Raw genomic sequence first — 19,726 nt, 5'->3', positions numbered from 1 at the left:
AGTCGGCGCTAGTACGAGCCGCGCAGGCAGGTGTCAGCTACTTCAGTTGCTCTGCGAACTTGTCAATTACCCACGGAATGGTTACCGGGTTAGGCATGCTCATCGCATTTCCCACATCGGTTTCTAAGTACCGCACACGGCCGTCCTTAACTACATCCAGTTTCTGGAAAGTCGCATCCTTCTTGAGTGCATTCAGGGCACCGTTGTAGTCCAGTACAAATAAGTAGTCCACGTTGTTGAGCTTGGCGTAGTTTTCTGGAGCATAGTCCACGAAGAACGACGAGCCATCGCCCTGCAGCTCCTTCGGGTTGGTGAAGCCCAAATCCCTAATGAATTGGCCACGGCCGTCGCCGTCGGTGTACAGACCAATCTTGCCCTCGTAGGGCATCACGATGGCCGCACGCTTGCCCTGCAGTTCTGGGTGGTCCTTCTTGAATTGGGCGAACTTTTCCTCGGTCTCCTTGATGAGCCTGTCGCCCTCCTCCTCTTTGCCGACGGCCTGGGAGATCGTTTCAACCTGCTTGTCCCACGGAATCTGCCAATCCTGATAGCCCTCGGGTTTGACTGTGGTGCTGGCGATCTTGTCCAGGGAGGCCTTCGCCTGGGCGTCCACCGCTTGGTTCACCGCGATGATTTGGGTGGGGTTGGTAGCGGTGACTTTTTCTAGGATGTCGACGGTGAAGCCACTGGCCGTGTTAAAGATTTTCTCCGGTTTCGCATCCCCAAGCAGATCCTCCGACCACGGACCCACGCCAGATTCTGAGCCGTCACCTTCGGCACCCCATGGGGCAATCGCAACGGGCGTGATACCGAGCGCCAAAAGGGTATCGGCATCCCCCAAGCCAAGGCTGGCCACGCGCGAAACCGGGCTGCTCTCGGTGGAATCGTTCTCGCCATCGCCTCGAGCGCATCCCGTCAGGGCAAGGGACGCCACAGTAAGGAACACCGTTATGGCCTTGGCATGTTTGGAAAAGAAGTGCATGGTACTCCTTGGTTAGTTGTGGCCGGGTGTGGAGCTTCCGACCTGCGGAGTCACGTGGACTTGAACTGCCCCGGCGTAGCACACCCCACCATTTTTGGTAACACTTATGTAGCGTTATTCCGTGACTGCTGACACATTACCCGCCGTTCATACACTAGGCAAGCCTTACCTTACGCTTCTCCGTCCGTGCGTGACATACGTCAAGTTTTCTTCCACATGATTGGGATGCCACGCGCTGCTCATCTTTCACGCGGTCGTGCGACGTATTTTTGCGGTTGTCCCACCTCCGCGCCCATACCGCACGACGACAACGTTCCCAGGTAACTTGGCTCAAACCTGGTGGATCAACCCACGGTGAGCATCCGGGAAAGCGGTAGAGGGGGGCGTCGAGAAGCTAGAGGGAGAGCTTGAGCAGGCGCGCGGCGTTGGACCACAAGATCTCCTTCTTCTCCTCGTCGGCGAAGCGGGAGGTCCGCACATAGTCGAAGGCGCGGACGTACTTCTCCTCCTGGAAATACGGGAAATCGGAACCACCCATCAGCTGCGAGACGCCGAAGGTCTCCGCGGCCAGGGCCAACGACGGCTCGTGGAAGTTGGCGGCGTCGAAAAAGAACTTCCGCAGGGACTCGTTCGGCGAGGCCGGGAAGGCGTCCCAGTCCTCGTAGTTATCCTCGATGCGCTGCGCCAGCATGGGGAGATCGCCGCCCAGGTGCGCGACGTGGAACGTGATGTGTGGGAAACGGCGCGGTATATCGGCCTTCAGGAGCTCCAACGTAGCCGTCGCATCCTCGACAGGCGCACCGTTGACCCACTCCAGCTTGTGGCGGAGCAACCACGGCGAATTAACACCGCAGCCAGTCGGGTGAATATTGACCACCATGGCGTGTTCATCGAGGAAGCTCCAGACCGGGTCGAGGGAGGAATCCGACAGATAGGGCTGCTGCGCCAGCAACGTGGGCAAGCCGATGCCACAGAACTGACCGGAATTTTCGATCCACTCCAACTCCTTCAACGCCGCGTCGACGTGTTCGCGTATTTCATGCCGTACCGGAAACTGTGGCCTGAATCATCAGGGAGGGAATCAGTCAAGCTCTTGTGGATGTAGATTTTCTTCTTGTAGGACTTGCAGTGGACAACTGTCCAAAACTGATCCTTACTGCGGCGAACCAGCAGGTCAATGCCGGTGTCCGGGCGCTTCGCGTATGGTAGGTCTGACCCTATCAGGGGATCCGTCTTGATCAACTACTCAAAACCAATGCCATACTCGGCTCTGGGCCGATTCCCGCGGAGGTGGGCAAGGGGCTTCTTTAAACGTCAACATGGTGATGATAATTGCGCCTTGCTCTACCTTTTCCGTGGCCGCAGGCACTGTAACGCGCCTACCAGGACGTAGGATAGATATAACAGTTAGCCGAAAAACTAGGGAGAGGTAGGACAAAGATGAAGACGAAGCGGATGGTGGCGGCGACGGTGGCGTCGGCAATTGCGTTGACGGGGGTGACCAGCGTGGCTGGTGCCGAGGAAACGCAGAAGGGGTACCAATGCGTAGCTAACGGCACCACGTACACGAACCCGCTCGTGTGGTCTGCACCCGTTGTGGGCATCATCAGCATCTACGCCGCCATCCCCGAGAACATCCGCGCCCAATACGGGCTGCCCACCTCGCAGAACGTGCGGGACATTATTGGGCAGGCGCTGCCGCAGGTGGACAAGCAGCAAGTGGAGAAGTTCGTCACCAACGGGACGATCGCCGCGTTTTCCATCTTCAGCTTTGTGATCGGTGCGCTGGCCAGCGCACCCGGGTACTACCAAAACTGCGTCACCGACATCAAGACGCCGGAGACCGGGGATAACTCCGAGACGGAGTGGGATAGCTCCAAATGGCGGGGATCCTCTAAGGAGTAGTGATGTGGGGGCTCGTCATTCGCTGTCCCAGGCGAGCCCCGGGGCGAACCACTGATCGGAGGGGAACCGGCCGCGTAGTGGCCAGAGGCGGTCAAGCTGGCGGAGAAAAAGCTTGGACTTCCAGGAAGCGTTATCGATGCGAATCGGCGTTAGCGCCTCGCTTTCGAGTTGGCGGTGGCGGGTGAGCTCGTCGTTTACGGATTCGGCAATGGGTTCATCGAACTCGCCGTGGGTTTTGCCGACGCCGTCGTACTCGAGGGCGATGGATCTATCGGGGTAGAAGAAATCGACGCGGCCGATGAAGGCGCCGTCGGTATCCAAGATGCTGGCTTGCTGGAAGGGGGCGGGGAAACCGGCCTGGAAAAGGGCGACCTTGACGTCGGATTCGCGGGGGCTTTCCGAGAAAGCGTTGATGAGGTGGACGGCGGTGCGGGCGGTATCGATGCCGGTGGTTCTGGCTCTTTGCGCGAGAGCGTAGAGGAGCTCGTCTTCGGTGGTGAGGTTGGTGGCGACGGCGAAGTCGCCGCAGCGGACGGCTTGGGCAAGACCCTCCCAGCGGGCGATATCGATGACCGTCAGGGCTGGGGAGGTAAGCGAAATTTCAAAACCGCAGACGGTGGTGGTGCGCAGATCGTCCCTTGTGAGGCGGGTCTGGCACACGCCTGCGCGGGGTCTTCCGGTGCCGATGATGTGCACCTGCTCGCGCTTGTGGACGATCGCGGGCATGCCCCACAGGGCCGCCGCTGACGCACCGATTAGTGGTCGTCCCTCAATGCCCAGGGCGGCGCAGCGGAGGAGGTACTTATCCTCGCGGCTGAGTTTTTGGTATTCCTCCTGAACTACGTAGACGCCGCGGGCGAGCTGCATGTGCGCATACACCGCATTGCGCTGAAAAGAGTTAAGACCCCGAGTGAAAAGAAGATATTCCCCCACATTCATGGCTCACATTTTCACACAGGGCGGGGGTCTATGCCACGTGAGCAGAAAAAGGTAGACGTTTGACGCGTAGCAAAGCTGACGAACTTGGGCGATGGGAGCAACCCACGGATAGGTGTCTACCTTTTGTCAGGTGGGCGCGAAAAATGCCCCGACACACGGGCGTGTGCCGGGGCGTCGTCACCGCTCGGGTTTACACGTCGAGGAAGCGGACGTCCTTGGCGTTGCGGGTGATGAAGGTGCGGCGAGCGACGACATCGTCACCCATGAGGATGGAGAAGAGCTCGTCGGCACGCTCGGCGTCGTGCAGGTCGACGCGGCGCAGCGTGCGGTAATCCGGGTCGAGGGTGGTTTCCCACAGCTCGGAAGCGTTCATCTCGCCCAGACCCTTGTAGCGCTGGATGCCGTCGTCGGTGTTGATCTTGCGGCCGGCCTCGAGGCCCTCGGCAAGAAGCTGGTCGCGCTCGGCGTCGGAGTAGGCGAAGCCGGGCTCACCTTTCTGCCACTTGAGCTTGTACAGCGGCGGGTTGGCGAGGTAGACGTGGCCTTCCTCGATGAGCGTCGGCATGAAGCGGAACAGCAGGGTGAGCAGGAGAGTGGCGATGTGCTGGCCGTCGACATCGGCATCGGCCATGAGGACGATCTTGTGATACCGCAGCTTGGAAATATCGAACTCGTCGTGAATGCCAGTGCCCAGGGCGGTGATGATTGCCTGGATCTCGGCGTTTTTAAAAGCACGATCGAGGCGCGCCTTCTCCACGTTCAAAATCTTGCCGCGCAGCGGGAGGATCGCCTGGAACATGGAGTCACGGCCGGCCTTGGCGGAACCGCCAGCGGAGTCGCCCTCCACGATGTAGAGCTCGGACTTTTCCGGGTCCTTGGAGCGGCAATCGGCAAGCTTGCCGGGCAGGCCGCCCATATCGGTGGGAGACTTCCGGCGCACCATCTCGCGGGCCTTGCGGGCGGCCAGGCGCGCCTGAGCCGACGAGGAGGCCTTCTGGATGATGATCTTCGCCTCGGCGGGGTTCGCCTCAAACCAGTGCGTGAGGTGCGTGTTCACCACGCGCTGTACGAAGGACTTGACGTTGGTGTTGCCGAGCTTGGTCTTGGTCTGGCCCTCGAACTGCGGATCGCCGACCTTGACGGAGACGACGGCAGACAGGCCCTCGCGGCAATCGTCGCCGGTGAGCTTGGGATCCTTCTCCTTCACCAGCTTGTGATCGCGCGCGTACTTGTTCATGATGCTCGTCAACGCCGCACGGAAGCCCTCCTCGTGCGTGCCGCCCTCGATCGTGGCGATGGTGTTGGCGAAGGTGTAGACGTTTTCCTTGTACGAGGTGTTCCACTGGAGGGCCACCTCGAGCTCGAGATCCTCCTCCTCGTCCTCAAAATCGACGATGGAGGGGTGGAGCGCCGTCTTCTTCTTATTGAGGTATTCGACGTAATCCTTGAGACCATTGGGGTAATGGAACTCAACTGACCGGGGGGTGACCTCCTCCTTCTCGGCCTTCGACGGAGCGTCGGCAAGCTTCTCATCTACCTCATCGAGGGACAGTGAGTCAGCCTGGAGCAGCGACTCATCGGCCTCGAGGGACTGCTCCTCCGCCTGGTTCTTGCGCTTATCCGTGAGCCGGATGAACACGCCCTTGTTGAGGAACGCCATCTGCTGGAGACGGTTGGCGATGGTCTTGTAATCGAACTCGACCGTCTCAAAAATGTCCGCGTCCGGCCAAAAACGGATCTTCGTGCCCGTGCCGCGGGCCTTGCCGCCCTTCTCCAGATCGTCCGGAACCTGGTTATTAAAACGCTGATACCAGTGGAAACCGTCGCGCTTGATGTCCGCCTCCACGCGCGTGGACAAGGCGTTGACCACGGAAATACCCACGCCGTGCAAGCCGCCGGACACCTTGTACGAATCATTATCGAACTTGCCGCCCGCGTGCAGCTGCGTCATGACGACCTCGACCGTCGGGCGCCCCGTCTGGTGCATCTCCACCGGGATACCGCGGCCGTTATCCGTGACCTCCACACTGCCATCCTCGTGCAGCACAACGTCTACCTTGTCGGCGTACCCCGCCAAAGCCTCATCGATCGAGTTATCCACGACCTCCCACACCAGGTGATGCAGGCCGCGGGACCCTGTCGAGCCGATATACATACCCGGGCGCTTGCGAACCGCTTCCAGCCCCTCGAGTACAGTAATCGACGTCGCATCATAATCGTGATGCTCCGGGTGCATTTGGTCAACCAAGTTTTCCTGAGATTCAGCCACGATAAATTCGAAACTTCCTCGCTATTTTTAGACGTGTAACATACGTTATTCTACACTGTCGAGGGGGACCACACACAAATAGGTTCATCCGCCTGACGGGCACGTGACGGGGGAATACGCGTATTTTGCCTCGTCGGTTGTTACGGTCGCGGGGCTCTTGTTGTTTTCGCTTGCCGACGGCTGGGGCTGGGGTGGATTTTGTGGTTCGAGCTGGTCTCGGGGTTGGCGCGGCTATGCGGGCTGGGCGCTGCGAGCTGGGGTTGGGGCTGGGGGCTGCGCGGCTTTGCGAGCTGCGAGCTGCGAGGGTCCGAAACTTTCGGCCCCAATCTTGGGGCAATTTTGTGTTTGCGCAGGTGGTCAGGTTTGCTACAAAAAATCGGGGACGGTTTTTTCGGTTTGGGTTGGAAAGCAGTGCTCGGCAGCGCGGGTGCGGGGGGTTTGTAAATTAGATACCGAAAATTTCGGCAGTAAGTTTCGGCCGGTTTTGTGTTTGCGCAGGTGGTCAAGTTTGCTGCAAAATTTTGGTGTCGCTTTTTTCGGTTTGGAGTGAAAAGCAGTGCTCGGCAGCGCGGGTGCGGACACGTTCGGGCCTCACTGTGGGAACGGGCACGGAACGGCTTGTCGGATATTTATGATTGTACTGGTCAAAGGTTTTGCGCAGTGCGCAACGGCGCAAAAACGGAAGCATACGGGAATCGGGAGGGTTTGGCGTCGACTCAGGGTAGGCTCGGAGAAACGCTGACGGTGGCGCTCAGCGTTTCGGGCACGGGTGTGGGGTCGGGCACGGAGCGGTTTGTCGGAATTTTGTGCGCACGCAGGTCACAGGGTTTGCGCAGTGCGCCGTTGCGCAAAAACAGAAGCATACGGGCATAGGTGACGCTCCCCTAGTCTTGCGCGGGTCGTGTGGGCACGGCTGCCGCTGACTCGGCACGCAGAGAGGGAAAAGAATAGGGTCCGAAAGTTTCGGACCCAATCTTGGGGCGAATTTGCGTTTACGCAGGTGGTCAGGTTTGCTACAAAAAATCGGGGCCGGTTTTTTCGGTTTGGGGTGGAAACTAGGGCGGGGTGGGCTATCCGTAGGTGTCGCGGGGGCCGCGGCCCTTGACGTGGAGTCGGCCCTTGCGCCAGCTGGGGGGCTTGGGGCCGAAGATTTTGAGCTGGGTGATGATGTTGGGGCCGATCATCTCGGCGATCGTCTGCAAGATGCGGCGCTGCATGAGGCGGAGGTTGGTGGCCCAGGCAGTGGAGTCGCAGGTGATGAAGAGGGTGGAGCCCTTGACCATCTCGATTTTGGTGTGGGCGGCGATGTCGTGGCCAACGACGCTCGGCCATTGGCCCATGATCCAGCCTGCGGCCAGGGGCTTTTGCCAGCCCTGCTTTTTGATCTCGCGGCCCAAGATGGAATTGAAATTCTCCACCTTGCGGGGCTTGAAGAGGCGGCGACCGTCCTTGCCGGTGGGGAAACGGGTGGTGCGGGGTCGCAAGCGGCCGCCCGTGGCGGGGTTGGGATTGGCGCCGACGTGGCCCATGCGCTGGAGTTTTTCGAAGGAGGCGACGAAGAAATCGTCACTCGGCATCGGGCGTCGCCTCCTCTACGTCGAGGCGGGAGGTGCCGTTCTCCAGGAGGACGGTGTGGAGGGTGTGGTCGAGGTCGGCGGGGATGTCGGTGGGGACGGCGGTGGTGATGAGGACCTGCTCGGCGCGGTCGATCATGGAGGTCACGGCCTGGCGGCGGGGGTTGTCGAGCTCGGCGAAGACGTCGTCAAGAATGAGAACCGGGATGCGGCCCGAGGCGGCCATGAAGCGGAAGACGGCGATCTTCAAGGCGATGGCAAAGGACCAGGTCTCGCCGTGGGAGGCAAAGCCCTTGGCGGGCGAATTACCGAGCATGAGCTGGAGATCATCGCGGTGGGGGCCGATGAGGGTGCGGCCGGCCTCGATCTCGCGGGGGCGGATCGCGGCCAGCGAGGTGAGGAGGAGGGCCTCCGTCTCCTCGGTGGATTCTCCCTGGTCACGGGTGAGATAGGAGATCGCCGGGGGGCGGGAATGCGGCGCGATCTCGAGGTAAGCGGACTGCACAAGCGGCTGGAGGCGGGCCACGAGTGCGGCCCGGGAAGAGACGAGGGAGGCCCCAAGGTGAGCAAGCTGACCATCCCACACGTCGAGAAGCCCAAAGTCGGGGGACCCCTGTTTGAGCAGGGCGTTTCGTTGGCGCAGGACCCGATCGTACTCGGCCTTGGTGGCCGAGAACAGGGGCGTCTCCTGGGCGATGACCGAGTCCACGAGCCGACGGCGACCCTCCGGCTCGCCGGTGACCAGCGACAGATCCTCCGGGGAGAAGAGGACGCAGCGCACGCCGCCGAGGATCTCGCGCGGATTGCGCAGGCGCGTGCGGTTGAGCTGCGCGAGGTTGGCGGCGTGGGGCTTGACCGTCATGCGGACGGTGAGCTCGCGAGTACCGGACACCACCGTGGCCGCCAGCTGCGCGGCCGCCGCACCCTCCCTGACCAGCGGCGCATCCCGGCTGACGCGGTGGGACGAGAGGTTGGCGAGGTAATAGACCGACTCAACGATGTTGGTTTTGCCGAATCCGTTCGAGCCCGTGAAAACCGTGACGCCCGGGGATAGCTCCAGGTCAAGGCTCGGCCAGCTGCGGAAATCCTTCAGTGCCAGGTGGCGGACGAACATGTTAGCCCGGCAGGCGCACCGGCATGAGCAGGTACGTCATGTGGCTTTCCGGTGAGGGGAACTGGCCCTCGGCGTTCTTCTCGGGGATCTCCTCCGGCTCCGGGATGAGGATGGCCGAGCGGTTGGAATCCGTGAACCCGAACATGACCCGCTTGGACCGCATGACGCCGAGCCCATCGCGCAGGTAAGCCGGGTTGAACGCGATGACGAGGTGATCCTCGGCGCCGGCAAACGACGCGGGCAGGACCTCCTCGGCAGCACCCGACTCGGCGTTGGCCGCGGTGAGCGAGACCTGGCCGGCGGAGAACGTCATGCGGATCTGGCCCGACTTATCGGCGACGAGCGACACGCGCTTAATGGCCTTGAGAAGATCCTCAACGTCGCAGGTGGCGACGTAATTGTGGGCCTTGGGCAGAAGCGGGTTGTAGTTGGGGAACTCGGCGTCCAGAAGGCGGGTGGTGGTCTGGCGGTTTTCCGTCACCATGCCGATGAGGCCCTCGCCAAGGGCGATTTCCAGTGGCGTGTTGAGGCCCGTGTCCATGGATTTTGCCGTGTCTTGCAAGGTGCGGGCGGGGATGAGGAGGGTCTCGCCCTCGATCTCGCGGGACGGCTGCCACTGCAGGTGGCGAACCGCCAGGCGGAACCGGTCTGTGGCGGCCATGACCAGGTCGGATCCCGAAATCTGGACGTGAATTCCCGTGAGCATAGGAAGCGCGTCATCCTTGCCGGCGGCCGTGGCGACCTGGGAGACGGCCTCGGTGAACTGGTGCGGATCGACGGTGCCCGCGACGGTGGGCATCTCCGGCAGAGAGGGATATTCATCAAGCGGGATGATGGGCAGCTCGAACTTCGCCGTGCCACAGGAAAGTTGCAACTTCGAGTGAGCCTCGTCCGTTTCCACCTCGACGGTGCCGGCGGCAAGCGAGGCGGTGATGTCACTAATGAGCTTGCCGGCCACCGCTAACCTGCCGTTTTGGATCACCTGGGCGTTGAGGCGGACCTTGGTGGAGACCTCGTAATCGAAGCCCGCGAGCTCCAGGCCCTCGTCGGTGGCGGTAATGACAAGACCGCGAAGCACAGGCTGCACCGGCCGTGCCGGCAAGTTGTGGGCAACCCAACTTACCGCGTCGGCGAAGTCGTCCTGAGCTACACGGAAGGCGACAGCCTGAAATTCCACTTTTTCTCCTTTGCTTGGCGTACGTCCAAACCTACCCCGTAGGCCGCGGGCTACGAAAAGTTATCCACGAGCCCTCTTTCTTCTTGTAATTCTAGGTAACCAATGTGGTAAAGGCAGTAGGTCCTGTGGAAGGTGTGGAAAATGACAAAAATTCGCCGGTCGGCTCGCGTGTCGCGGGTGTGTATGGGGGTGTGAAATGCTTGTGGATAACTCCCCCCGGTCTGTGGATAACTTTGTGGTGGGTCGGGTTATCCACACTTTATCCACAGGTTCGAGGTTGTCATTCCACAACGGCCACCTGCGGTTTGTGAATGTTGTGAACTGGGCTTTTGGGAGTGTTGTGATGAATTTCACCAAATTACAAAGCCGTAATTTCACAATTGTGAATAAGGTTGTGGATAACTTTCGAAAGTGCTACTGGGCTGGGGAATACTTGTGGAGGAGGGGTGCGCTCGGGTGAGTTGTGCACAGGGGGTGAGAGGTGAACGCGGACAAGCAAAAAAAAGTCCCCCGAGGGGGACTGTGATCTTATTGCTGGGGGTGCTGGGCGGCCGCCTGTTTGATCTTCTGGGCGAGCTGCTGAACCTCGTTGTACGTGTCGCGGTTCTTGGACATCTCCTTGCGGATTTTGCGATCCGCGTACATCACCGTCGTGTGATCCTTGCCGAACTCCGCGCCGATCTTGGGCAGCGACAACGACGTGAACTCACGGCACAAAAACATGGCCAGCTGCCGCGCATGCGACACGGGACGCGTCTTGGTGCTGCCCTTGAGCTGCGAGATCGGAATATTGAAGAAGCGGGCCGTCTCCTGGAGGATATCCGCCGGCGTGATGTCGACGTTCTGCTCGGCGCCGATCAAGTCGCTCAACGCCTCGCGCACCAGGTCAGGGGTGATGAGCCGGTGCGTGAGCGACGCAAACGCCGTGACGCGGATGAGCGCGCCCTCCAAAGAACGGATCGAACCCGGAAACGGCGTGGCGATCTCCGTGAGCGACGCCCGATCGATGGTGACGTGCTCGGCGATCGCCTTCTTCTCCAGGATCGCGATGCGCGTTTCCAAATCCGGCGGCTGAATATCCGTGATGAGCCCCGCCTGGAACCGCGTGCGCAGGCGATCCTCCAAGGTCACAAGCTTGTTCGGCGGCCGATCCGACGACAGCAAAATCTGCTTATTTGCCTGGTGAAGGGCGTTAAACGTGTGGAAGAACTCCTCCTGCGTGCCCTCCTTGCCCTCGAGGAACTGGATATCGTCCACCATGAGAATGTCGAGGTTACGGTAGCGGCGCTTGAACGACTCCTGGCGATCATCGCGCACCGAATTGATGTAATCGTTGGTGAACTCCTCGCTGGACACGTACATGACGCGGATCGACGGGTTGAGCTGCAGAGCATAATTGCCCGTCGCGTGGAGGAGGTGGGTCTTGCCGAGGCCCGAGCCGCCCCAGATATACAGCGGGTTGTACGCCTCCGCCGGGGACTCCGCCACCGCAAACGCCGCCGCGCGCGAAAACGCGTTAGACTTGCCCGTCACAAACGAATCAAACGTGTGCTTGGGGTTAAGGGACCGCGCCTGGGGTTGGGTTTTTGCTGTGCTTTGGGCTGTTGTGGTTGGCGGTTGGCTCGGGGTTGGGGTTTGGGTGGTTGGGGCTTGGGTGGTTGCCGGGTAGCTCGGGGTTGCCGGGTTGAAGGTGGTGGGCTGCGCGGCTGGTTTACTTGCTGGGGCGTACGGGTTTTGTTCCGGGGTGTCCGGCTCCGGGATCGACGTGGGCGGTAGGGAGTCCTCGACAAGCGACGTATCGACGCTGACGGCCAGGTGGATCGGGGCGCCGGTGAGCTCCTCCCACACGAGCGAAATCGCCTCGCCGAGATCGTTTTCGATGACCCGCTTGGCGATCTGGTTCGGGGTGGCGAGGACCGCATGGCCCTGAACAATCGCAATCGGCTTGGTGATGCGCAGGTAGCTGCGCTGGGAGGCGGTGAGGCCGTCGAGAGGAAAGTCCGGGTCGCTGGCGCGCGATACGAGCGCCTCGGTAACCTGCCGCCAGGTATCGACCGGGGAAGATGAACTGTAATTCACGGCGGCGGACGGTCTTTCTACATCGGCGGACAGTAAGCACACAGCGCTGACTGATGGCCCTTGTTGCTCGTGTTTGGGCAGCCTGGGGCCGGTGACGGACTGTGTTATTCACAATCTATCAACAGGGCTGTGGATAACTTTTAACACCCCTCCTTTGCTGCCTGACTTGCTGGTTTGTGTGAAAGCTTCAACCTGAAGTTGGAAGTTATTCACAAGCCGGGCGCACACAGGGGTGTGAAAAGTTGTGTACTTCTAGATTTACATGCAGGTAGGGGGTTATGTCTAAAAGGCTCAACTTCGGCTCAACCCCCCGACATCTCAAGAGGCTGCGGAGCCCGCTCTCCGGTGGGGTGCGACAGGCCTCAAAAGTGCGACGCGCACCCTGGGGCGATGGCGCTGAGGTAGGAGTGCCACAGATGTAATTACCCTTTTGTAATTAGGGGGTAATCTTTTTTCCGCCGTTAAGGTGGTGATTTGTGATTTGGTGTTTGGGGGGTATTCGCGTAGGCTATAACGGTCTGTCATACGCACCGGTCGCGTTTTTCGCGTCTACGCTGCGTGTGCGTGTGGATTCTCCGGCATCTCATCCCGCCAGGTAAGGGCCATCCTCTTGGCACTGACGAGAGCCAGAACCACGTGAAATTGAACGTATGTAAAAACTTGTAAAGGAGTGTTCACCGTGGCAAAAGGAAAGCGGACGTTCCAGCCGAACAACCGTCGTCGTGCCCGTGTTCATGGCTTCCGTACCCGTATGCGTACCCGCGCTGGTCGCGCAATCGTGTCCGCACGCCGGAAAAAGGGCCGTGCTCGCCTGAGTGCTTAAGTGTTACCTCGGCCTAACAAGCTCACCCGGAGCGACGACTTCCGGAAAGCGGTAAAAAATGGGGTGCGCGCGGGGAGTCACGTCCTCGTAGTGCACGCCTACGACCGCTCCACGGACATCGCCCGTGAGGGTGGGCCACGAACAGGCCTGGTTGTTTCGAAAGCCGTCGGGAATGCTGTGGTACGCCACCGCACCTCCCGGCGGCTTCGTCATCTGGCCTACACGGCGATGCAGGGCGGGACGATGAGGCGTACCTGCGACTACGTCATCCGGGCGCTCCCCGCCATCGCCACCGCCGAACCCAAGGAGGTGGCCCGTGAGTTCGACAGAGCACTCGCCAAAGCGCACAAACGACTCGACGAACACCAGGCCTAACCTCGCCCAACGGGCAATCCTCTTCTATCAGGATCACCTCTCCGGCCTCAAGCCGTACTCCACCTGCCGGTTTGACCCAGTGTGCAGCCAATACGCACTCGAGGCGATTGGCAAAAAGGGTACTGTGGTGGGCATAATCATGGCGATAGTGAGGATTGCCAAGTGTGGCCCCTGGCACCCAGGTGGCTACGATCCTGTTAAATGAAGCTACCTAAGACCCTCGAAGGAATAGATAGTGCTTAACTTTATTTACTGGCCAATTTCCGCCGTGCTGTGGTTTTGGCACAAGGCGTTCGGGCTCATCATGAACCCGGACTGGGGCATCACGTGGGCCCTGTCCATCGTGATGCTCACCTTCACGGTGCGCGCACTCCTGCTCAAGCCCACCATCAACTCCATGCGCTCCATGCGGAAAATGCAGATCCTGCAGCCGCAGATGCAGGCCATTCAGGAAAAGTACAAGAACAACCCTGAGAAGATGATGGAGGAAACCCGCCGCGTGCAAAAAGAGGTGGGCGCCTCCCCAATAAAGGGCTGCCTGCCCATGCTCGTGCAGATGCCGGTGTTCATCGGCCTGTTCCACGTGCTGCGCTCCTTCAACCGCACCGGCACCGGGCGTGGCCAGCTGGGCATGTCCATTGAGCAGAACTACAACACGTCGAACTACATCTTCGGCGTAGACGACGTTCGCTCCTTCCTCGAGGCCCGCCTCTTCGGCGTGCCGCTGTCCGCCTACATCTCCATGCCGGAGGACATGTACCACGCGTTTGGCGAAGGGGACTTCACCCGCACCAACGTCATCATGGTGGCCGCCCCGTTCATTCTGCTCATCGCCGTGGCAACGCACCTCAACGGCCGGTTCTCCGTCAACCGCCAAAAGGAGCGCCAGGCCTCCGGCAAGCAGAAGGCACCCGAAAACGACCAGGCGCAGATGTCCATGAACATGATGAACAACATGATGCTCTACTTCATGCCGCTCACCATCCTGTTCACCGGCGCCGTCTGGCACATCGGCCTCCTGTGCTACATGGCGGGCAACAATATCTGGACCTTCTTCCAGCAGCGTTACGTGTTTAACAAGATGGACGCCGAAGAAGAAGCCGAGGAGCAAGAGCGCCAGGCGAAGGCCCAGGCCACCGCTCCAAAGGTGGGCGTCAAGCCGAACAACCCGAAGAAGCAGAAGAAGCGCAAGAGCAACTAGGTTCACGCTCCCACAACCGGTCACCAACGCGTGGCCGGTTTTTTGCCGCCGGCGTTCATGGCGGTCTGACGGTACAGCGGATTGAGGCGCCGAAAATTTCGGCACCAAGTTTGGGTTGATTTTGTTTTTTCCGTGTTGATCAGGTTTGCTACAAAATCTTGGTGTCGCTTTTTTCGGTTTGGGGTGGAAACTAGTGCGCGGTGGCGCAGTCCTCCACCAGGGCTGACATTGCTGTGGGTTCGGGCACGGTGCGCCGTTGCGCAAAAACGATCACAGTCGAACACGATGACTGCGCGGCCGCGCACTAGTTCGGTGGGGGAAAGCAGTGCGCGGTGGCGCACTGCTCCCCCGCTGCGCAGGTTCGGACACGTCCGGGCACGGGTGTGGGATTGGGCACGGAACGCTTTGCCAGATGGTCCCGCGCACACAGGTCACAGGCTTTCTGGAGTGCGCCGTTGCGCAAAAACAGAAGCACTCGGGCGCTGGTGAGTGTGCGGTGGCGCACTGGTTGCCCGCTGCGCCGGTTCGGACATGACCGTGGGTTCGGACACGGAGTGGTCGGTCGGATTTTTCCGCGCACGCAGGTCACAGACTTTGTGCGGTGCGCCGTTGCGCAAAAACGATCACAGTCGGACACGATGACTGCGCGGCCGCGCACTAGTTAGGTGGTGTGAACTAACCGTGTGAACTAACCGGGGGTGAAGGCTAGGGTCCGAAAGTTTCGGACCCAAGTTTGGTTCCGTTTTGAGTTTCCCTCTGGGAAGTAGGTGTGCTACAAAAATTTGGGGACGGTTTTCGGTTTGGGTTGAAAACTAGTGCGCGGCGGCGGAGCCGGGCTTCCGATTTGCGGAAGGGGCCGGCGTGGGTGGGGTGTAGTAGAATTTGTTGCGCTATGACAAGTATTGAGGAGCTTATCGACAAGCTGTTTGGGGAACGAGCCGATCTCGCGCGGGCGTACCACGATTCCCTCGCCACTGACGGGCTGACCAGGGGATTTATGGGGCCGCGGGAGAAGGACCGGCTGTGGGACCGGCACATCCTGCCGTGCGCGCTGACGCAATCTCTGTACAGGGAGGGGGCCAGCGTGGTCGATGTGGGGTCGGGAGCTGGCCTTCCGGGTATTCCCCTGGCGATCGCGCGGCCGGACCTCGAGGTAACCTTGCTCGAGCCTTTGCTGAAGAGGAGCAACTACCTCCGGGAGGTCGTCGACAAGCTAGGGCTAGACAACGTGTGGGTGGCGCGGGGGCGAGCCGAGGACAAACCGGTGGGGAAACAGGACTACGCGATGTCGCGGGCGGTGGCGCCACTGGCGAAGCTGGCGAAGTGGTCGCTGCCGCTCGTGCGGAAAGACGGCGGCGAGGTGCTGGCCATGAAGGGCGATAGCGCGGCCGAGGAAATCGTGCGTGACCGGGGGAAAATCAAGGGCACGCAGAAGCCGGAGATTGTCACCTTGGAAAACGAGGCGCTCAGCCACCCGACCATCATCGTTCGACTCGTCCGGGTAGCATAGGAACCTATGGAGGATAATGTGTTTGGCGACACGCCGATAGCCGAAGCCGCCCGGAGGGCAGCGCAAATCCGCAGCCTAAACGCCGATAAACTGCCGGCGCCCGAGGAGACGCGGATCATCGCCGTCGCCAACCAAAAGGGGGGCGTGGGCAAAACCACGACCGCCGTCAACCTCGCCGCAGCGCTTTCGCTCGCCGGGCTCAAGGTCCTCGTCATCGACCTCGACCCGCAGGGCAACGCCTCCACCGCGCTCGGCGTGGAACACTACTCCGGGACGCTGTCCAGCTACGAAATGCTCATTGGCCAGTGCGAACCCAGCGAGGCCACGTACCCCTCGAGCTTCACAGACAACCTCTACTGCATCCCCGCCACGCTCGACCTCGCCGGGGCGGAAATCGAACTCGTCTCCATCGTGCGGCGCGAATACCGGCTGGCAGACGCGCTGGCGAAAATCGACGGCTACGACTACATCTTCATCGACTGCCCGCCGTCGCTCGGGCTGCTCACCATCAACGCGATGACCGCCGCCACCGAGGTACTGCTACCCATCCAGTGCGAATACTACGCGCTCGAGGGCGTGGGGCAGCTGCTCAACAACATCACGATGATCCGCGACAACCTCAACTACCGGCTCCACATTTCCGCCATCGTGCTGACAATGTTCGACGGGCGCACCAAGCTTTCGGCACAGGTGGAAAACGAGGTTCGCGGCCACTTTGGGGAACTCGTACTCCACAACATCATCCCCCGCTCCGTGAAGGTGAGCGAGGCCCCCGGCTACGCGCAGACCGTCCTCGAATACGACCCCGGCTCCCCTGGCGCCGGTGCCTACATGGAGGCCGCCACCGAGCTGGCGACCCGCGGCACGATGGACGGCTACGAACCAAACCCGAAGGACGAGGGGTAATGACAGGAAAGAACTCGAAGAAAGGCGGGCTGGGCAAGGGCCTGGCCGCACTCATCCCCGAGCGGCGTGAGGAGAACCCGCACCTCGGGGACTCGGCCGCGGATATCCTGCTCGGTGGCGGCGGCTCTTCCGGCCGGCAGCGCGGGTTTGCCGACGGACGGGCCAAGCAAGAGGCGCGGCAGGCGGCGCGGAAGGCCGCTGCTGGTGTGGTCTCGGCTGCGGATTCGGGCTCGGCTGCGGATTCGGGCTCGGCTTCGGCGGAGCAGCTGGGCGCCAGCTACCAGGAGATCTCCGTTAAGGACATCGTTCCCAACGCCAAGCAGCCACGCAGCGACTTTGACGAGGATGCACTCAACGAGCTCGCGCACTCCATCAAGGAATTCGGGCTGTTGCAGCCCATCGTGGTGCGGCCCATTGCCGAGCCGGCGAAGCGGCTGGGCGCGCACTTTGAGATCATCATGGGTGAGCGGCGCTGGCGGGCGGCTAGGAAGGCCGGGCTCGACACCATCCCGGCGATCGTCCGCGAGACTGAAGACTCGTCCATGCTGCGCGACGCGCTGCTGGAAAACATCCACCGCGTGGAGCTCAACCCGCTCGAAGAAGCGGCCGCCTACCAGCAGCTGTTGGAAGAATTCGACGTAACACAGGCGGAGCTCGCCGAAAAACTCGGCCGCTCCCGGCCCGTCATCACCAACACCATCCGGCTGCTGCAGCTGCCCGTCGGCGTGCAACGCAAGGTGGCCGCACGGGTCATCAGCTCCGGGCACGCGAGGGCCCTGCTGGGGCTCAAGGATCGCTCGCTCGCGGAAGCGCTGTGCACCCGGATCATCGCCGAGGGGCTCTCCGTGCGCGCCACCGAAGAGGCCGTCACCTTGGCCAACCGCGGTGGTGCCGACGAGGGTCCCGCGAAGAGGAAACGGGAACCCGTGCCGCTTCCCGCCTACGCCGAGCAGGCCGCGCACCGGCTTGCCGACGGCCTGGACACCAAGGTCACCGTCAACGTGGGCAAGAAGAAGGGCAAGATCGTGGTGGAATTCTCCGGCCGCGAGGACTTCGAACGCATCGTGGGGCTATTGGAAGGACACTAAATGAGGCTCGCGCCCATCGACTCGGAAAACTTCCGCACCCTGCCGGTGTACGCGCGGCTCTCGACGTACTGGGAGCTCGACCCGGCGACCGCCAAGGACCTGACCTCCGGGGAGCGCGAATTTGAGAAGGAAGCCTGGGTGGCGACGGTGGGCAACTGCGGGTTCACCTTTGGGCCCTCGGCCATCTTCTACTGCCACCCCGACATGGCGCCCGGGGCGGTGCGCCTGGACACGGCCCCCGTCTCCGGCGACGCGCAGCTGGTGACGAGCATGTTTGTGGACCCCGGGTTCACCGACATCGGCATCGAGGCAGTGCTCATGGACTCCGTCATCATGGAGGTCACCCTCGGCGGCTCCCCCGCCCTCGAGGCGTTCGGCTGCATGGCCGAACCCACCGAGGTGGAGGCCGTCTCCGGGTTCTTTAGCGCGCAGTTCCTCGAATCGTGCGGCTTCAAGCTCATCAAACGCGGCGAGAACGTGTCCCGCTACCGCATCGACCTGCCCCCACGTGACCGCGTGCTCTCCATCGGGGCGCTGGCGGATATGGTGGCATCCATCTAGGGTCGCTGCGCCAGCGCTAGCGAATACCCTCCTGCTCCAGGAGCTTGGAGAAAGTGAACGTGCCCGTCGGCTGATCGTCGTTATCGAGAAGGTACAGGCGCTTGACGGCGACGACGACGGCCTCAGCGATCTTGTTGCGCTGCACCGGATCCGTGAGGATCTGCATGTCCGTGGAGTTGGTGACATACCCCGCCATGACCTGGACGGTGGGCATCTTAGTCAGGCGCAGGAGCTCCCACGTGCGGGCATGGTTGCGGCAATTGCCGAGGTCCGTGCGGGCCACGATCTCGCGCTGAATGTAGCCCGACAACATCTCGCCCGTCAGCGAGCTCGCGCCGTGGGGGGAACCGAAGTAGAACGTGGCGCAGCCGTGCGCCTTGTCGTTGTGGTACCGGTCGAGCCGCAGGCTGATCATGACGTCCGCGTTGAAGGCGTTGGCCACGTCGGCGCGGCCGGACTCCGTGGGGTCATCGACACGCGGGCGGGACAGGATCGTCTCCATGCCGGCGGAAATCATCCGGCCCTCGATGCGGGTGGCGAGATCCCACAGGATCTCCTCCTCCGTGATGCGGCCGAACTTGCCCTCCGTGGATAGGCCCTTGTTCTCGCCGCCAAGGCCCGGATCGATGACGACGCGCTTGCCGGACAGCAGCGGGCCGGCGTTGCGCACCACCTCGCGCTCGCGGATCGCCAGCGGGTTGCCGCCGGTGATGTGGCGGCCGAGGAGACTCAAGGCGCGGACCGTCTCCGGGCCGCAGATGCCATCCTCGGTGATGCCCGAGTTGAGCTGGTAGCTCTTCACGGCCTCGTAGGTGAGATCGTCGTAGTGGCCATCGACCTTGTCGGCGTAAAAACCGAGCTCCTGCAGCTGCGTCTGGAGCTGGACCACGTCATCGCCGACCATCTCGCGACCGGGGATGAAATTGAGCACGCGGGTGCCGAGCGTGTACGACGCCTCCCGCAGCGCACGCAGGGTGGGCTCGTCGATCATGCCGGTGGCAAGGATCCCTCGCGACTGCTGGAATGCACGCAGCAGGTCCGACAACTGATCGTCGAAAAGCGTCTCCTCGACGCGGAAGTTGTCGCCCAACGGTGCCTCAAAGGCGTCGTTACGCCCGAGGCGAGCGAGAGTCGCGCGAACCTCAGCCACCCGAGGACTGCGGTCCCCGACCGAGAGCTTCTTAAGCACCTACACGTCCCTTCTTTCTCAGTACCCGCACCAT

19 protein-coding genes are annotated in these 19,726 nt (G+C 61.5%); 9 read left to right on the top strand and 10 right to left on the bottom strand.

Going from position 1 to position 19,726, the window contains the following annotated elements:
* Positions 1-37: 37 nt before the first annotated feature.
* The 3 genes from HMPREF1219_RS08710 to HMPREF1219_RS13430 all read right to left on the bottom strand — a co-directional run bounded on the left by HMPREF1219_RS08710 (position 38) and on the right by HMPREF1219_RS13430 (position 2,224).
* Positions 38-982 (bottom strand): ABC transporter substrate-binding protein, encoded by a 945-nt coding sequence (locus HMPREF1219_RS08710; protein ID WP_016458545.1) that lies wholly within the window; start codon positions 980-982, stop codon positions 38-40.
* Between the two features lie 394 nt (positions 983-1,376).
* Positions 1,377-2,018 carry an amidohydrolase family protein gene (locus HMPREF1219_RS08705; protein WP_084594735.1) on the bottom strand — a complete coding sequence of 214 codons (642 nt, stop codon included), beginning with the start codon at positions 2,016-2,018 and terminating at the stop codon, positions 1,377-1,379.
* Complete coding sequence (locus HMPREF1219_RS13430) at positions 1,991-2,224, bottom strand: restriction endonuclease (RefSeq protein ID WP_084594733.1); 234 nt, start codon at positions 2,222-2,224, stop codon at positions 1,991-1,993. Before HMPREF1219_RS13430 ends, HMPREF1219_RS08705 begins: the two co-directional genes overlap by 28 nt.
* Positions 2,225-2,422: 198 nt before the next feature.
* Between HMPREF1219_RS13430 and HMPREF1219_RS08700 the strand changes: the two genes are divergently transcribed.
* Positions 2,423-2,887, top strand: coding sequence for a hypothetical protein (locus HMPREF1219_RS08700; RefSeq protein ID WP_016458543.1), 465 nt, complete (start codon positions 2,423-2,425; stop codon positions 2,885-2,887).
* A 15-nt stretch (positions 2,888-2,902) separates the two neighbouring features.
* Here HMPREF1219_RS08700 and HMPREF1219_RS08695 read toward each other — a convergent pair whose 3' ends face one another.
* From HMPREF1219_RS08695 to dnaA, 6 genes are all read right to left on the bottom strand, one after another.
* On the bottom strand, positions 2,903-3,754 hold the full coding sequence (locus HMPREF1219_RS08695) for a hypothetical protein (protein WP_245554438.1): 852 nt from the start codon (positions 3,752-3,754) through the stop codon (positions 2,903-2,905).
* 262 nt (positions 3,755-4,016) lie between these two features.
* The gene (gyrB, locus tag HMPREF1219_RS08690; RefSeq protein ID WP_040427511.1) at positions 4,017-6,062 is read right to left on the bottom strand and encodes a DNA topoisomerase (ATP-hydrolyzing) subunit B; all 2,046 of its coding nucleotides are present in this window, start codon (positions 6,060-6,062) and stop codon (positions 4,017-4,019) included.
* A gap of 1,103 nt (positions 6,063-7,165) precedes the next feature.
* On the bottom strand, positions 7,166-7,624 hold the full coding sequence (locus HMPREF1219_RS08685) for a DciA family protein (RefSeq protein ID WP_423777405.1): 459 nt from the start codon (positions 7,622-7,624) through the stop codon (positions 7,166-7,168).
* A gap of 37 nt (positions 7,625-7,661) precedes the next feature.
* Complete coding sequence (recF, locus tag HMPREF1219_RS08680; RefSeq protein WP_016458539.1) at positions 7,662-8,783, bottom strand: DNA replication/repair protein RecF; 1,122 nt, start codon at positions 8,781-8,783, stop codon at positions 7,662-7,664.
* 1 nt (position 8,784) lies between these two features.
* Complete coding sequence (dnaN, locus tag HMPREF1219_RS08675; protein WP_016458538.1) at positions 8,785-9,960, bottom strand: DNA polymerase III subunit beta; 1,176 nt, start codon at positions 9,958-9,960, stop codon at positions 8,785-8,787.
* A gap of 528 nt (positions 9,961-10,488) precedes the next feature.
* Entirely contained in the window at positions 10,489-12,039 is a 1,551-nt protein-coding gene (gene dnaA, locus HMPREF1219_RS08670) for a chromosomal replication initiator protein DnaA (protein ID WP_040427510.1), read from the bottom strand.
* Between the two features lie 679 nt (positions 12,040-12,718).
* Between dnaA and rpmH the strand changes: the two genes are divergently transcribed.
* From rpmH to HMPREF1219_RS08640, 8 genes are all read left to right on the top strand, one after another.
* Positions 12,719-12,862 carry a 50S ribosomal protein L34 gene (gene rpmH, locus HMPREF1219_RS12575; RefSeq protein WP_005391571.1) on the top strand — a complete coding sequence of 48 codons (144 nt, stop codon included), beginning with the start codon at positions 12,719-12,721 and terminating at the stop codon, positions 12,860-12,862.
* A 63-nt stretch (positions 12,863-12,925) separates the two neighbouring features.
* Positions 12,926-13,237 (top strand): ribonuclease P protein component, encoded by a 312-nt coding sequence (locus HMPREF1219_RS08665; protein ID WP_245554437.1) that lies wholly within the window; start codon positions 12,926-12,928, stop codon positions 13,235-13,237.
* Positions 13,179-13,442 carry a membrane protein insertion efficiency factor YidD gene (gene yidD, locus HMPREF1219_RS12570; RefSeq protein ID WP_016458534.1) on the top strand — a complete coding sequence of 88 codons (264 nt, stop codon included), beginning with the start codon at positions 13,179-13,181 and terminating at the stop codon, positions 13,440-13,442. The genes HMPREF1219_RS08665 and yidD overlap by 59 nt, the downstream gene beginning before the upstream one ends.
* Before the next feature lie 30 nt (positions 13,443-13,472).
* Positions 13,473-14,438 carry a membrane protein insertase YidC gene (yidC, locus tag HMPREF1219_RS08660; RefSeq protein ID WP_016458533.1) on the top strand — a complete coding sequence of 322 codons (966 nt, stop codon included), beginning with the start codon at positions 13,473-13,475 and terminating at the stop codon, positions 14,436-14,438.
* An 892-nt stretch (positions 14,439-15,330) separates the two neighbouring features.
* Positions 15,331-15,948, top strand: a complete 618-nt coding sequence (rsmG, locus tag HMPREF1219_RS08655) for a 16S rRNA (guanine(527)-N(7))-methyltransferase RsmG (protein WP_016458532.1) — start codon at positions 15,331-15,333, stop codon at positions 15,946-15,948.
* 6 nt (positions 15,949-15,954) lie between these two features.
* Positions 15,955-16,854, top strand: a complete 900-nt coding sequence (locus tag HMPREF1219_RS08650) for a ParA family protein (protein ID WP_016458531.1) — start codon at positions 15,955-15,957, stop codon at positions 16,852-16,854.
* Complete coding sequence (locus HMPREF1219_RS08645) at positions 16,854-17,942, top strand: ParB/RepB/Spo0J family partition protein (protein WP_016458530.1); 1,089 nt, start codon at positions 16,854-16,856, stop codon at positions 17,940-17,942. Before HMPREF1219_RS08650 ends, HMPREF1219_RS08645 begins: the two co-directional genes overlap by 1 nt.
* Positions 17,943-18,503 (top strand): hypothetical protein, encoded by a 561-nt coding sequence (locus HMPREF1219_RS08640; RefSeq protein ID WP_016458529.1) that lies wholly within the window; start codon positions 17,943-17,945, stop codon positions 18,501-18,503. It begins immediately after the preceding gene.
* Between the two features lie 16 nt (positions 18,504-18,519).
* Here HMPREF1219_RS08640 and HMPREF1219_RS08635 read toward each other — a convergent pair whose 3' ends face one another.
* Entirely contained in the window at positions 18,520-19,692 is a 1,173-nt protein-coding gene (locus tag HMPREF1219_RS08635) for an N-acetylmuramoyl-L-alanine amidase (RefSeq protein ID WP_016458528.1), read from the bottom strand.
* Positions 19,693-19,726 lie beyond the last annotated feature (34 nt).

The sequence above is a fragment of the Corynebacterium pyruviciproducens ATCC BAA-1742 genome, from assembly GCF_000411375.1.
In the GTDB taxonomy this organism is placed as follows: domain Bacteria; phylum Actinomycetota; class Actinomycetes; order Mycobacteriales; family Mycobacteriaceae; genus Corynebacterium; species Corynebacterium pyruviciproducens.
This window is presented reverse-complemented; position numbering and strand designations above follow the sequence as displayed.